15 protein-coding genes are annotated in these 13,819 nt (G+C 64.8%); 7 read left to right on the plus strand and 8 right to left on the minus strand.

Annotated elements, in window-relative coordinates; all coding sequences use genetic code 11:
- Nucleotides 1-4 precede the first annotated feature (4 nt).
- Both A7A77_RS04465 and argH read right to left on the minus strand, forming a co-directional pair.
- Nucleotides 5-247, minus strand: a complete 243-nt coding sequence (locus tag A7A77_RS04465) for a hypothetical protein (RefSeq protein WP_066554199.1) — start codon at nucleotides 245-247, stop codon at nucleotides 5-7.
- Nucleotides 244-1,680, minus strand: a complete 1,437-nt coding sequence (gene argH / locus A7A77_RS04470; protein ID WP_082835891.1) for an argininosuccinate lyase — start codon at nucleotides 1,678-1,680, stop codon at nucleotides 244-246. Before argH ends, A7A77_RS04465 begins: the two co-directional genes overlap by 4 nt.
- Between argH and A7A77_RS04475 the strand changes: the two genes are divergently transcribed.
- The 5 genes from A7A77_RS04475 to A7A77_RS04495 all read left to right on the plus strand — a co-directional run bounded on the left by A7A77_RS04475 (nucleotide 1,670) and on the right by A7A77_RS04495 (nucleotide 7,013).
- A complete protein-coding gene (locus A7A77_RS04475) occupies nucleotides 1,670-2,311 on the plus strand; it encodes a TlpA family protein disulfide reductase (RefSeq protein ID WP_245638392.1) in 642 nt (213 codons plus the stop codon). The genes argH and A7A77_RS04475 overlap by 11 nt on opposite strands.
- A gap of 80 nt (nucleotides 2,312-2,391) precedes the next feature.
- A complete protein-coding gene (paoA, locus tag A7A77_RS04480) occupies nucleotides 2,392-3,036 on the plus strand; it encodes an aldehyde dehydrogenase iron-sulfur subunit PaoA (RefSeq protein WP_066554534.1) in 645 nt (214 codons plus the stop codon).
- Nucleotides 3,033-3,983: an FAD binding domain-containing protein gene (locus A7A77_RS04485; RefSeq protein ID WP_066554207.1), complete on the plus strand. Its 951-nt coding sequence runs from the start codon at nucleotides 3,033-3,035 to the stop codon at nucleotides 3,981-3,983. Before paoA ends, A7A77_RS04485 begins: the two co-directional genes overlap by 4 nt.
- A gap of 5 nt (nucleotides 3,984-3,988) precedes the next feature.
- Nucleotides 3,989-6,169: an aldehyde oxidoreductase molybdenum-binding subunit PaoC gene (gene paoC / locus A7A77_RS04490; RefSeq protein ID WP_066554214.1), complete on the plus strand. Its 2,181-nt coding sequence runs from the start codon at nucleotides 3,989-3,991 to the stop codon at nucleotides 6,167-6,169.
- A gap of 10 nt (nucleotides 6,170-6,179) precedes the next feature.
- Nucleotides 6,180-7,013 (plus strand): XdhC family protein, encoded by an 834-nt coding sequence (locus A7A77_RS04495; protein ID WP_066554216.1) that lies wholly within the window; start codon nucleotides 6,180-6,182, stop codon nucleotides 7,011-7,013.
- Between the two features lie 4 nt (nucleotides 7,014-7,017).
- Here A7A77_RS04495 and glmS read toward each other — a convergent pair whose 3' ends face one another.
- From glmS to glmU, 3 genes are read right to left on the minus strand one after another with little or no spacing between them, the layout of a single operon-like run.
- Complete coding sequence (gene glmS / locus A7A77_RS04500; protein ID WP_066554218.1) at nucleotides 7,018-8,841, minus strand: glutamine--fructose-6-phosphate transaminase (isomerizing); 1,824 nt, start codon at nucleotides 8,839-8,841, stop codon at nucleotides 7,018-7,020.
- Nucleotides 8,842-8,866: 25 nt separating this feature from the next.
- Nucleotides 8,867-9,178: a hypothetical protein gene (locus tag A7A77_RS04505; RefSeq protein WP_066554221.1), complete on the minus strand. Its 312-nt coding sequence runs from the start codon at nucleotides 9,176-9,178 to the stop codon at nucleotides 8,867-8,869.
- A complete protein-coding gene (glmU, locus tag A7A77_RS04510; protein WP_066554224.1) occupies nucleotides 9,175-10,539 on the minus strand; it encodes a bifunctional UDP-N-acetylglucosamine diphosphorylase/glucosamine-1-phosphate N-acetyltransferase GlmU in 1,365 nt (454 codons plus the stop codon). The genes A7A77_RS04505 and glmU overlap by 4 nt, the downstream gene beginning before the upstream one ends.
- 110 nt (nucleotides 10,540-10,649) lie before the next feature.
- On the opposite strand from glmU, the gene A7A77_RS04515 reads away from it, so the two are divergent.
- Nucleotides 10,650-11,372 (plus strand): HAD-IA family hydrolase, encoded by a 723-nt coding sequence (locus A7A77_RS04515; protein WP_082835892.1) that lies wholly within the window; start codon nucleotides 10,650-10,652, stop codon nucleotides 11,370-11,372.
- A gap of 208 nt (nucleotides 11,373-11,580) precedes the next feature.
- Nucleotides 11,581-11,967: a hypothetical protein gene (locus A7A77_RS04520; protein WP_066554227.1), complete on the plus strand. Its 387-nt coding sequence runs from the start codon at nucleotides 11,581-11,583 to the stop codon at nucleotides 11,965-11,967.
- A gap of 89 nt (nucleotides 11,968-12,056) precedes the next feature.
- Here A7A77_RS04520 and A7A77_RS04525 read toward each other — a convergent pair whose 3' ends face one another.
- Genes A7A77_RS04525 through A7A77_RS04535 form a run of 3 tightly spaced genes read right to left on the minus strand, consistent with a single transcriptional unit; the run spans nucleotide 12,057 to nucleotide 13,794 of the window.
- Entirely contained in the window at nucleotides 12,057-12,407 is a 351-nt protein-coding gene (locus A7A77_RS04525; RefSeq protein WP_066554232.1) for a DUF2794 domain-containing protein, read from the minus strand.
- A 33-nt stretch (nucleotides 12,408-12,440) separates the two neighbouring features.
- Nucleotides 12,441-13,145: a serine O-acetyltransferase EpsC gene (gene epsC / locus A7A77_RS04530; RefSeq protein ID WP_066554235.1), complete on the minus strand. Its 705-nt coding sequence runs from the start codon at nucleotides 13,143-13,145 to the stop codon at nucleotides 12,441-12,443.
- Nucleotides 13,146-13,194: 49 nt separating this feature from the next.
- A complete protein-coding gene (locus A7A77_RS04535; protein WP_066554539.1) occupies nucleotides 13,195-13,794 on the minus strand; it encodes an HdaA/DnaA family protein in 600 nt (199 codons plus the stop codon).
- Between the last annotated feature and the right edge of the window lie 25 nt (nucleotides 13,795-13,819).

Genomic DNA, 13,819 nt, shown 5'->3' on the forward strand with positions numbered 1-13,819 from the left:
GGCCTTACCCTTCGGGCGGCAGGTCGAAAGGATCGACCTCGCGCTCTTCGGAACGGGTGCGCAGTTCGACGGTCCGTTCAGGCGCTGCCTGGGTGGAGCGTTCGAGAAGATCGTCAACGCCCGGCTGTTCGTCCGCGCCATAGGGTGTCGGCGGCATCGGTGCGCCGTTCTTCGGTTCAAGATCGGTCTGCTGCGCGCAGGCACCCAGCGCCAGCGCAAGAGCCGCTATCGCGATATGCCGGTTCATGCGCCCTGCTCCATACCCAGTGACTTTTGCGCGTCCGCAACCCGCTTGGCCACTTCGGACGGGGCCGTGCCGCCATGGCTGCACCGCGCGGCGACCGATGCCTCCACCGAAAGGGCATCGTACACACGCTCGTCGATCCGCGCATCGATGGCTTTCAACTCGTCCATCGAAAGCTGGTCCAGTGCCACGCCCTTGCTTTCGGCAAGCTTGACCGCGGCGCCGGTGATGTGATGCGCCTCGCGGAAGGGGATATCGGCCTGACGCACCAACCAGTCGGCAAGGTCGGTCGCCGTTGCATAGCCGAGTTCGGCCGCCTGACGCATCCTGTCCGTCCTGAACGTCGCGCCCGTCACCATGCCGGTCATCGCCGCGATCGACAGGGCGAGCAGCGAGGCGGCTTCAAACACCGGCGGCTTGTCGTCCTGCATGTCCTTGGAATAGGCGAGCGGCAGGCCCTTCATCGTCACCATCAGGCTGGCGAGGCAACCCACGATCCGGCCCGCGTGGCCGCGCACCAGTTCGGCGGCGTCGGGGTTCTTCTTCTGCGGCATGATCGAACTGCCGGTCGACAGCGTGTCGGGCATCCGCACGAAGCCGAAGGGCTGGCTGGCCCAGATGATCATTTCCTCGGCCAGACGCGACAGATGCAGCGAGCACTGCGCCGCCGCCTGAAGGTAATCGAGTGCGAAATCACGGTCCGACACGGCGTCGAGGCTGTTGTCGGTCGGCTTGTCGAAGCCGAGCGCGCCTGCTGTGCTGTCACGGTCCAGCGGAAAGCCGGTTCCGGCCAGCGCCGCGCTGCCCAGCGGGCATTCGTTCATACGCACGCGCGCATCGGCAAAGCGCGAGCGGTCGCGGCGGAACATCTCGTAATAGGCCATCAGGTGATGGCCCAGCGTCACCGGCTGCGCGGTCTGCAGGTGGGTGAAGCCGGGCATGATCGAGCCCGTATTCTCGCCCGCCCGCGTCACCAGCGCCTGCTGCAGCTGGAGCAGGCCCGCCTCGGCCTGATCCATCGCGTCGCGCACCCACAGGCGGAAATCCGTCGCCACCTGGTCGTTGCGGCTGCGCGCGGTGTGCAGCCGTCCGGCAACGGGGCCGACCAGCTGGGTCAGCCGGTCTTCGGTCACCATGTGGATGTCCTCAAGGTCCCAGTTTTCCGGCACGCCGTTTGCCTCGTATTCGGCAGCAACCCGGTCCAGACCTGCGGCAATCGTCTGCGCATCTTCCGCCGAAACGATCCCCTGTGCGCCCAGCATCGCGACATGCGCCTTGCTGGCCGCGATATCCTGTCGCCACATGGCCTTGTCGAAGGGAATCGAGGCGTTTATCTCTCGCATGATCGCGGACGGCCCTTCTGCAAAGCGCCCGCCCCACATCTGGTTGGCCTGCCCGCCAGATCCATTATCGCCGGAGCCTGCATTGCCCGTCATCGAAATACGCCCGTCCTTCAAGTTCATGGCCGGAATCGCACTTGCCTGCACGATCCCCGCAATCGCCGCGTGCGATAGGGAAAGCGCGGCTCCGGAGCAACCGCAAGCATCGCCTGTCGCACCCGATCAGGCCGAAGGTTCGAAGGAAAGCGAGTTCAACGGCACGCTGGACATAACGAAGCGCGGCAGCGCCATCCCCGATGTGGAGATCGCGCTGCCCGATGGAACGAAAAAGAAACTCGGCGATTTCAAGGGCAAGCCGCTGCTGGTGAACCTTTGGGCGACATGGTGCGGACCATGCGTGCTGGAAATGCCGATGCTGGACGAACTGGCGGCAAGGCGGAAGGACGAGCTGACCGTTCTGGTCGTCTCGCAAGATCTCGACGGGGCGGAAATCGTGGAACCGTGGTTCGCGGACAAGGGCTTCGCGGCGCTGCAGCCGTGGCTGGACCCCGAAAACGACCTCGGCTTCGATCTTGCCACCGGTGTCCTGCCCACGACGGTGCTGTACGATGCCGACGGCAAGGAAGTGTGGCGCATGATCGGCGGTCACGACTGGTCAGGCGCACGGACGGACGCGATGCTGGCCGACACTCTCTCTGCCGCTGCGACATCGGCCAAGGCCAATTGAAACTGACACATCCGCTCGCCAAGTATGGCGCGGCGGCCAGTCGGGGAAAAGGACGCATCAGGGAAAAGGACACTGGCGAAATGAGCGCGATCGGTCCCGACGGAATGACGCGGCGCGGTGTCCTTGCAACAGGAGCAGTTACTGCCGCCATGACAGCGACAAACGCACGCGCCCGGGTTACCGGCGCGAAATCCGACCCCGCCGCAGGTCCGACGCCCATGCCGCTGACGTTCGAAGTGAACGGCAAGCTGGTCGAGCTATCGCTCGATCCGCGCACCACACTCCTTGATGCCCTGCGCGAACACTTGCGGCTGACGGGCACGAAAAAGGGCTGCGATCACGGCCAGTGCGGCGCCTGCACGGTCATCGTGAACGGGCAGCGGATCAATTCCTGCCTCTCGCTCGCCCTGATGCACGAAGGCGACGCGGTCACCACGATCGAGGGGCTGGGCACGCCAGATGACCTGCACCCGATGCAGGCCGCGTTCGTGGAACATGACGGTTTCCAGTGCGGATATTGCACACCCGGCCAGATCTGTTCGGCGGTATCGGTGCTGCAGGAAATCGCAGCCGGAGTGCCGAGCCACGTGACCGGCGACATCACCGGCAAGATCGCGGCGACGCGCGCGGAAATGACGGAGCGGATGAGCGGCAACCTGTGCCGCTGCGGCGCCTATGCCAATATCGCCGATGCCATGACGCAAATTGCGGAGGCGCAATCGTGAGGGCCTTTACTTACGAACGGGCGAGCAGCCCGGCACAGGCCGCAGCGGCGGTCGCGGGCACGAAAGGCGCGATGTTCATCGCGGGCGGCACCAACCTGCTTGACCTGATGAAGCTGGAAATCGCAACGCCTGCGCATCTTGTCGACGTGCAGGACATCGGGCTTGGCGATATCGAGGAAACGGACGAAGGCGGCCTGCGCATCGGCGCGCTCGTCACCAATACCGCGCTTGCCGCCGACATGCGGGTCCGCAAGGACTATGCCGTGCTGTCGCGCGCCATCGTGGCGGGCGCGTCGGGCCAGCTGCGCAACAAGGCGACGACGGCGGGCAACCTGATGCAACGCACGCGCTGCCCCTATTTCTACGACGCCAACATGCCCTGCAACAAACGCGCGCCCGGATCGGGCTGCGCCGCGATGGAAGGCTTTTCGCGCCAGCATGCCGTTGTCGGCACTTCGGACAAGTGCATCGCGACTTATCCCGGCGACATGGCGGTGGCCCTGCGCGTGCTGGACGCGGCGGTCGAGACGGTCATGCCCGACGGCAAGACACGGTCGATCCCGATTGCCGATTTCCACCGCCTGCCGGGTGACGAACCGCAAGTCGACAACGTGCTGCAAAAGGGCGAGCTGGTCACGGCAGTCACCCTGCCCAAACCCGTCGGCGGCAGGCATTTCTATCACAAGGTGCGCGATCGCCGGTCCTATGCCTTTGCGCTCGTCTCGGTGGCCGCGGTGCTGCACGACGACGGCACGGGCCGCGTCGCATTCGGCGGTGTCGCGCACAAGCCTTGGCGGGTGGAAGAGGCAGAGGCGCTCCTGCCCGAAGGTGCCGCAGCAGTGGTCGAACGTGCTTTCGCCGGTGCGCGCCCGACGGGGCAGAACCGGTTCAAGATCGCGCTGGCCGAACGGACGCTGGCCGGCGTGATGACAGAGGCAAGGAGCTGATCTCGATGAAATTCGACGCCCCTGCAGGATCAAATGTCATCGACGAGGCAAAAGTCGTCGGCAAACCCAACACCCGTATCGACGGCCCGCTGAAAGTCAGCGGCAAGGCGCCCTATGCCTACGAACGGCACGATGTCGCGGCAAACCAGGCCTATGGCTGGGTGGTGGGCGCGGGCATCGCCAAGGGCCGCATCGTTTCGATGGACATCGACGATGCGCTGGCCGCGCCGGGCGTGCTGGGCATCGTCACCGCGCCGGAAACGGAACCCGTGGCCAAAGGCGTCGGCAACAACGTGTCGGCGTTCGGCGGCAGCGAGATTTCCCGCTACCATCAGGCCATCGCCTGCGTCGTGGCCGAAACGCTGGAACAGGCCCGTGCCGCCGCGCAGCTTGTGCGCACACGCTATGAAAGCGCCGATGGCCGCTACGATCTGGAAGCGAGCAGGGAAAATGCCCCGCTGAGCGGCGATCCGCAGACGTCGGGCGACTTCGACGGCGCATTCGCCGCAGCGCCGGTGCAGGTCGACAGCACATATTCCACGCCCGGCGAATCGCACGCGATGATGGAACCGCATGCCACGATCGCCGCATGGGAAGGTGGTAAGCTGACCGTCTGGACATCGAACCAGATGGTCAACTGGTCGCGGCAGAGCCTTGCCAAGATGCTGGGCATGGATATTGCCGACATCCGCCTCGATTCGCCTTATGTCGGCGGCGGGTTCGGCGGCAAGCTGTTCATCGGCGCCGATGCCGTGCTCGCCGTTCTTGCGGCAAGGAAGGTCGGCCGTCCGGTCAAGGTCGCCTTGCAGCGCCCGCTTGTCACCAACAACACCACGCACCGTCAGGGTACGATCCAGCGCATCCGCCTTGGCGCCCAGGCCGATGGGCGCATCACCGCCATCGCGCACGAGAACTGGTCCTACAACGTCGCGGGCGCGACCGGAGAAGAAGCGACCGCGCAGACCCCGCAGCTCTATGCCGGGGCCAATCGCCTCGTGGCCGAATATTGCACAGTGCTCGACCTGCCCGAAGGCAACGCCATGCGCGCGCCGGGCGAAGCGCCGGGGCACCTCGCTCTCGAAGTCGCGATGGACGAGCTGGCCGAGGCGGTTGGCATCGATCCGGTTGAGCTTCGCATCCTGAACGAGCCGGACACCATGCCCGGCGATCCGGAAAAGAAGTTTTCCGACCGCAATCTGGTGCGCTGTCTTCGCGAAGGGGCGGAACGGTTCGGATGGTCGGCCCGCAGCACCACCCCCGCCGCGCGGCGCGAAGGGCGCTGGCTGATCGGCATGGGCGTCGCCGCCGGATATCGCGGCAGTCCGGGCATGGCGTCAGCGGCGCGGGTCCGGCTGGAAACGGGCGGCCGCGTGGTCGTCGAAACGGACATGACCGACATCGGCACCGGCAGCTACACGATCATCGCGCAGACGGCGGCGGAAACGATGGGCGTGCCGATCGAGGCGGTAACGGTAAGGCTCGGCGATTCAAACTTTCCGGCCTCGGCCGGTTCGGGCGGACAGTGGGGCGCGGCATGCTCCACCAGCGGCGTCTATGCCGCCTGCGTCGAACTGCGCCGCAAGATCGGCGAAAAGCTCGGCTTCGATGCCGACAGCGCCGATTTTGTCGACGGGCAGATCCGCGCCGGCAACCGCCGGTTCGACCTTGCCGATGCCGGATCGCTGGCGGCGGAAGGCGAAGTCTCGTTCGGCGAATTCCGGAATGGCTACGATGTCGGCACATATGCGGGCCACTTCTGCGAGATTGCCGTCGATGCCTATACCGGTGAAACGCGGGTGCGGCGCATGCTTTCCGTCTGCGATGCGGGCCGCATCCTCAACCCGATCACCGCGCGCAGCCAGGTGATCGGCGCGATGGTCATGTCGGTCGGCATGGCGCTGATGGAGGAACTGGCCGTCGACAAGCGTTTCGGCCTGTTCGTCAATCACGATCTTGCCGGATACGAAGTGCCGGTCCATGCCGACATTCCGCAGCAGGACGTCGTGTTCCTCGATACCCTCGACAACGTGGCATCGCCGATGAAGGCGAAGGGCGTGGGCGAACTGGGTATCTGCGGCCCCGGCGCGGCGATCGCCAATGCGTTCTACAACGCAACCGGCATCCGCGTGCGCGAATACCCGATAACGCTGGACAAGTACCTGACCGACTTGCCGACACCGGCCTGACGGGCGCACGATGAACGCGGCGCAAGCCAGTCACGATCACGCCGCGCTGCTGGCGGCGGCGCGCGATGGCGCGGCATTATGCACGATCGTTGCCATCGACGGCGGCTTTTCACGGCGCATCGGCGCGCAACTGGCGATCCTGCCGGACGGCGGGGTGGTCGGCAGCCTTGCCGACAACTGCCTCGAACACCAGCTCGCCAGCGATGTGGCGAAGCTTTCGGAGCCGGTCGTCCACCGTTACGGCAGGGGCTCTCCCTTCATCGATTTCCGCCTGCCCTGCGGCAGCGGGATCGACATCCTGCTCGATCCGCATCCGGACCGGCGGGCCTGCATGCGCGCTGCGGACATGCTGGCGGCGCGGCAGCCGGCCACGCTGGACCTGCCGGCCAATCCCCACCTGCCGCAACGGCGCTACATCCCCGCGCTGGCGCTCGACATCGTGGGTGCCGGACCGGAGGTGGAGTGCCTCACCACGGTGGCGAAGGCAAGCGGGGTAGAAACGCGACTGGTGCGCAAGGATGCATTGTCGCTGGGGCAACGGCCGGATTATCCGGTGCCCGACCGCTGGACCGCGACCGTGCTGTTGTTCCACGATCACGAATGGGAAACCGCCGTGCTGGCCCATGCGCTTTCGGGCGACGGTTTCTATGTCGCAGCGCAAGGCGGCCAAAACGCCCGCCTCGCCCGTGTCGCCCGTTTGCGCGAAACGGGGCTATCGGAAACGCAGATCGACCGGATCAGGGCGCCGGTCGGCCTGATCCCTTCCTGCCGAGAGCCCGATATCCTGGCCGTGTCGATCCTTGCAGAGGTATTCGCCGCTTACGAAAAGCTGCGCTGCGCCTGACCGTTTATTCGACCGTCACCGACTTGGCGAGATTGCGGGGCTGGTCGACATCGGTGCCCTTCACGCAGGCGACGTGATAGGCCAGCAGCTGCACCGGCACGGCATAGACCAGCGGCGCGATCAGCGGGTGGACCTTGGGCATCTCGATCGTCGCGATGCAGCCTTCGCCGGCTTCGGCAATACCCTCGGCATCGCTGATCAGCACGATCTGACCGCCGCGCGCGCGCACTTCCTGCATGTTGGACACGGTCTTTTCGAACAGCGGGCCTGACGGGGCGAGCACGATCACCGGCACCTTGTCGTCGATCAGTGCGATGGGGCCGTGCTTCATCTCGCCGCTGGCATAGCCTTCGGCGTGGATATAGCTGATTTCCTTCAGCTTCAGCGCGCCTTCCAATGCCAGCGGAAAATCGGGGCCGCGACCAAGGTAAAGCACGTCGCGCGCTGGCGCGATCAGGTGCGCCATCGCCTTGATATCCGTATCATGGTCCAGCGCGGCGTTCAGGCAGGCGGGCGCTTCCAGCAGGTGTTCGACCACCTCCCGCTCCTCGGCGGCGTCCATCTTGCCCTTTTTCACGGCAAGGTGCGCGGCAAGTGCTGCCAGCACGGCCAACTGGCACGTGAACGCCTTGGTCGACGCCACACCGATCTCCGGTCCGGCGTGCGTGGGCAGCAGCAGGTCCGCCTCTCGCGCCATGGAACTGGTCGGCACGTTGACGACGACGGCGATGGTCTGCCCCGCTTCCCGGCAATGGCGCAGCGCGGCCAGCGTGTCCGCCGTTTCGCCGCTCTGCGAAATAAATAGGGCAAGGCCGCCGTAAGGCAGAACCGGATCGCGATAGCGGAACTCGCTCGCCACATCGATGTCGACGGGGACGCGGGCGAATTTCTCGAACCAGTATTTCGCAACCATGCCCGCATAATAACTGGTGCCGCAAGCGACGATGGTCACGCGGTCGATCTTCGAAAGGTCGAAGTCGATCTGCGGCAGCGCGACCTGCCTCTCTAGCTGGCGGACATAGCTGCGCAAGGTCTGCGCCACCACGGTCGGCTGCTCGAAGATCTCCTTCTGCATGAAGTGGTGGTAATTGCCCTTCTCGGTCGCCGCCGCGGTCGCGCCCGAATGGACCACCGCGCGTTCCACGCGATTGTTGTCCTTGTCGTAAATGGTCGCGCCCTCGCGCGTGATGACGACCCAGTCGCCTTCCTCCAGATAGCTGATCCGCTGCGTCAGCGGAGCCAGCGCCAGCGCGTCGGAACCGAGGTAGGTCTCCCCCTCACCATAGCCCACCACCAGCGGCGAACCCAGCCGCGCGCCGATCAGCATGTCGGGATGCTGGCGGAACGCGACGGCCAGTGCGAATGCACCGCGCAGGCGCGGCAGCACGGTCTGCATCGCCTCTTCGGGTGACATTCCCTGCTCTATCCGACGGGAAACGAGCTGGACGACGACTTCGGTGTCGGTCTCGCTCTCGAACTTGCGCCCCTCGGCGATCATTTCGTCGCGCAGCTGCTTGAAATTCTCGATGATGCCGTTGTGGACCAGCGCGACTTCCGCCGTGGCGTGGGGATGGGCGTTCGCCTCTGTCGGTGCGCCGTGGGTGGCCCAGCGCGTATGCGCAATGCCGACCTCGCCCTCTGCCGGGCGGCCATCCAGTTCCTTGACGAGGTTGGCCAGCTTGCCTTCGGCGCGGCGACGAACGAGCTGGCCGTCCACGATGGTGCAGATCCCCGCGCTGTCATACCCGCGGTATTCCATGCGCCGCAGCCCATCGACAAGGCGCTGCGCAACGGGTTCAATACCCACGATACCGATAATTCCACACATATAAGCGTTATTCCCTGATGCCCGCCTAGTGCGGAAAATTGGTGTCGACGAAGTGTATGGTGAATTCGAGCGGGTCCGGCTCCCGCCCGTTGCCGGCGATGAACTTCAGCCGCCCCTTGTCCCAAACCTCGCGGATCGCGCCGGACATCCCGGCGGGGAACTTCATGCGTTGTTCGACCAGGGAACGCCAGTCTCCCGACAGGCCAAGTGCGCCGCGCATCTGCGGTTCCATCGCGGCAAGTTCCAGCTCGGTCGCCCCGTCCATGTGCCCGATGGCATCGACGACATACGCGTCGAGCAGCTTCAGGAACGGCTTGCCGGAATAACGATCGCTCATTCGCCGCCCCTCTTCGCGGCTTCCTTCTTCCGCTTCATCGCGTCGTGGAAACGGTCCGCCCAGCCCGGTTTCACCAATTGTTCGGCGCGCACCATCCGCATTTCGCCATCGGCAACATCGCGGCTGACGGCACTGCCCGCCGCGACGATAGCGTCGGCACCGATGCGAACTGGCGCGATCAATGCGGAGTTCGATCCGATGAACGCGCGTTCGCCAATCTCGGTCTTGTGCTTGAAGTACCCGTCGTAGTTGCAGGTGATCGTACCCGCGCCGATATTCGCGCCGGCACCGACGGTCGCATCGCCAAGGTAGGTGAGGTGGTTCGCTTTCGCGCCTTCGCCCAGCACGGCCTTCTTCATCTCGACAAAATTGCCGACCTTCGCCCCCTTCTCCATCACCGCACCGGGGCGCAGGCGGGCAAACGGGCCGACTTCGCAGCCTTCGCCAACGGTCGCGCCCTCAAGATGGCTGAAAGCGCGGATCGTCGCGCCATTGGCCACTTTCGCGCCGGGGCCAAAGACGACGTTCTGTTCGATCGTCACGTCCTCTCCGATCTCGGTATCCCAGCTGAAGAACACGGTTTCCGGCGCCTTCAGCGTCGCGCCGCCATCCATCACTTCGGCGCGCTTGAATTCCTGCCACTCCCGTTCGGCGGCGGCCAGTTCGGCGCGGCTGTTGACGCCGGTGACCTCGCGGTGATCCTCGCACTCCACCACGGCGGAATTGCGCCCGTCGGCAGCGGCAAGGTTCACGATGTCGGTCAGGTAATATTCGCCCTGCGCATTCGTATTGCCCACGCGCGCCAGCAGTTCGAACAGCTCGCTGCCCTTCACCGCCATCACGCCGGAATTGCACAGGGTGCAGGCACGCTCCGCCTCATTCGCGTCCTTGTGCTCGACCATCTTTTCGATCCTGCCGAACTTGTCGGCAATCACGCGGCCATAACGCAAGGTGTCGGGCGGACGAAAACCGAGCACTACGACGGCGGGTGCATCGGCGGCGTGCAGCCTGTCCAGCATCGAGCGCATCGTTTCCGCCTTTACGAAGGGTACGTCGCCGTAAAGGATCAGAACGTCGCCCTCGAAGCCGTTCAGCGCGCCCGATGCCTGCTGCACGGCATGGCCGGTGCCAAGCTGCGGTTCCTGCACTGCGTATTCGACCTGGCCGCCCAGCGCGTCCTGCACCTGATCGCGGTATTCGCCCACGATCACGACGGTCTTTTCCGGCTGCAACTGCGCGGCCTCGTCAATCAGATGCAGGATCATCGCGCGACCGGCGACAGGGTGCAGCACCTTGTGCAGCCCGCTTTTGAGGCGCGTACCCTTTCCGGCAGCGAGGATGACGGTGGCGACGTTCTTCATGACAATTCCTGACGGGCAACAAGGATCCAGGGCACAGATGGGCAATGCACCCCTGCGTTGCCAGCTTTCCGTTGCGCTTTCTAGACTATCGGGCCAAGGCCCACAGGCTTATGCAAGACCAGACAACTTTCCCTTCCTCGTCCCATTCGGCCAACCCTGCGCGCGCGCTGCGGTTCCGAACGGTCGGCTTCGACCTTGATGGCACGCTGCTGGAAACCGCGCCGGACATCGCGGCGGCATTGAACCATGCGCTGAAAATCGCCGGCCTGCCCACGCTGGGTTACGAGGAAGTGCGCCCGATGATTGGCGGCGGGGCAAAGCGCCTGCTGGCAAAGGCGCTGGCGGGAGCGGACGGCGCGCGCGTGCCTGCCGAAACGCTGGACCCGCTCTACGACGAGCTTCTCGCCCATTACCGCGCGAACATCGCGGTGGAGACGAAGCCCTATCCCGGCCTGCTGGACGCGCTGGACAAGCTGGCCGATGCGGGGATCGCGCTGGGCGTTGCCACAAACAAGCTGGAATCGCTGGCCCGCGAACTCCTAGGCCAACTGGGCATGACGGAGCGCTTCGCCTGCATCCTTGGCGGCGATACGCTGGGCACCGAAAACGCCAAGCCAAAGCCGGACATGCTGCACGAACTTACCCGTCAGTGCGGCGGCGGACCGGCAGCGTTCGTGGGCGATTCGATCTACGATACAGAGGCCGCGCGCGCAGCGGGCCATCCGTGCGTTGCGGTCAGCTTCGGTTATCGCAACCACACGCTGGATGAACTGGGCGCAGGCGCGGTGATCGACCATTACAACCAGCTGATCCCGGCGCTGGCGGGGCTGTAGGGCGTTAGCGCGTTACGTTCGCGTTGGCATGTTGCAGGCAGGCACTATGGACAGTCTGCTGACGGCAACCCGTGATCGGGCCATCGGATAATAACAAGTGTAAGCGAGAGGGTGCGCCACGGCTTGCGGGGGCGCTCCCGTTGATGAAAATCAATGACCGCGAACACGGTTTACGGTAGATTTCCCATCGTTTCGCGGAGAGCGTGCCATGCCTCGTTCCGACCGGTGGAAGTACCTCGCACTGCTTGGCGGCCTATGCGTATCGCAGGCCGTGACACCTCTTGCGCCCGTCTTCGGGCAGGACCTGGATTATCCGCGTGTTGCATTGGCTAGGGATCACCAGTGCCAGATAGAGGTAAAGGGAACGGGCACCGTCTTCGCCATATATGTGACTGGCCTGGTCCCGAATGAGACCATTGAAATCACTTCGGATTCCGAGGGCGAGGTCATCCGGTCGCTCGCGCAAGCCGATGAGCGAGGCGAGCACTTCTTCATCGATATTCCCTTGGTGAAGGGACGAAGCTCCGGCATTGCGCACATCTTCGTGACTGCATCCCGATGCCGCCTGAAAGTGTCATTCCCCTGGCGCGAATAAAGATCGAACGGCGATGGCTTGCAACGAGTACGCTTCATCGTGGGCTGACAAGGCACGGATGCTGACCGCAACCGCGCCGCCACCCGACATCACTCGTCCACGATCTTGAGCAACCGCCGTTCGATCGGGGCGAGCACGCCGGCCAGTTCATGACCGCGTTTCAGCACTTGCCCCGCTTCGCCGAAAAGGGTCCACATGCCTTGCCGCTGGCGCAGGTCGGGGCGCTTTTCCAGCCGGACTTCGGGGCGTTCGGCGCTGCGGCGAAAAGCGGCGAAGTGGGCGGCGTCTTTGTGGAAGTCCATCGCGTAATCGCGCCACTGCCCCGCCGCGACCATGCGGCCATAGAGATCGAGAATCTTGAGAAGCTCAACACGCTCGAAACCGACTTGCAGCGGCTTGCCCCGATGCGGGCCAAGCGGAAGCGGGACGACATTGTTCATTGATGTGCCCCTACGGGCATGACGCGCAAACCCTTACGCACCCGTCGTCCCGTCGCTGCCGCGCGCGATGGGTTCGGGCTCACCCGTTTCCTGCCGCAGGCGTTCCAGTTCGGCCTTCAGCGCCACGATCTGCGCTTCCAGATCGTCAAGCCTTGGCGAAGGTTCGCACGGGTCCTTGCACGGCGTGCCGTAGGGCATGAATTCGCGCTGGTAGGTTTCCGCCGACACCAGCGTCGAACGCGCCTTTACGCCCACCATCGTCGCGCCTTCGGGCACATCCTCCGTCACGACGGCCGCCGCGCCGATGCGCGCGCGCTTGCCGATGGTGACAGGGCCAAGGATCTGTGCCCCCGATCCGACGATGGAGCCATCCATCAGCGTCGGGTGCCGCTTCCCCGCGATTCCGTTGGTGGGGTTCGTGCCGCCCAGCGTGACGCACTGGTAGATCGTGACATTGTCGCCGATCTCCGCCGTTTCGCCGATGACGGTAAAGCCGTGATCGATGAACAGGTTGCGTCCGATCTTCGCGCCGGGATGGATGTCGATCGCGGTCAGAAACCGGGCGAAGTGGTTCACGAAACGGGCGGCGAAAAACATCTCCGCCTCGAAAAACCAGTGCGCGATGCGGTGCAGGCCCAGTGCCAGAACGCCGGGATAGAGCAGGATTTCCCAGCGCGAACGGGGCGCGGGATCGCGTTCGCGAACGCTGTCCAGATAGGTGACCAGTTGCTCGAACATACGCGTAATACTCCCACCAAGACCCCGGATTGGCAAGTTCCGCCCTTTTTCAGAGCAGGTCGCCCTGCTCCGGTTCGTGGCCGGACAATGCCTCCCGCCAGATGGCCAGCCGGGCCGGAACCTTGCGTTCCAGGCTCAGCCGGTCGATCCCGGCGACCAGCGTCTCCACCGCGGCGAAGCTGCGTTCGACCCGCGGAACGAGATAAGTGGTGGCCTCTTCGCCCAATGCAAGACCGCGCTGCGCGGCATGGGCCTCTATCAGGCCCGCCAGCATCTCGTCATCGGGTGCCTCGATGGAAAGGTTCAGCGCCGCACCCAGACGGGAACCGAGATCGGGCAGCGTAATCTTCCATTCCGACGGCACCGGCCTTCCGATCAGCAGCAGCGGGCGCGATGCGGCCTGTGCGCGGTTCCATGCGTGGAACAGCTCGTCCTCCGGCACGGTTTCGGCGTCATCGATGGCTGTGCCAAGGCCGGACGTTTCGAACCAACGGGCGATCAACGATTTGCCGGAACGCGGCGGGCCGGACAGGATGGCGGTGTGAAACGGCCAGCTCGCCGTATCCTGACAGGCGCGCAAAACGGCCTCGTTCGCACTGCCGACCACGATGGACTGTTCCCGCGCAACCCCGGTCAGCGGCAGCACGATCTGGACGGGCCGGCTTGATTCGGGT

The sequence above is a fragment of the Croceicoccus bisphenolivorans genome (assembly GCF_001634625.1).
Taxonomy (GTDB): Bacteria; Pseudomonadota; Alphaproteobacteria; order Sphingomonadales; family Sphingomonadaceae; genus Croceicoccus; species Croceicoccus bisphenolivorans.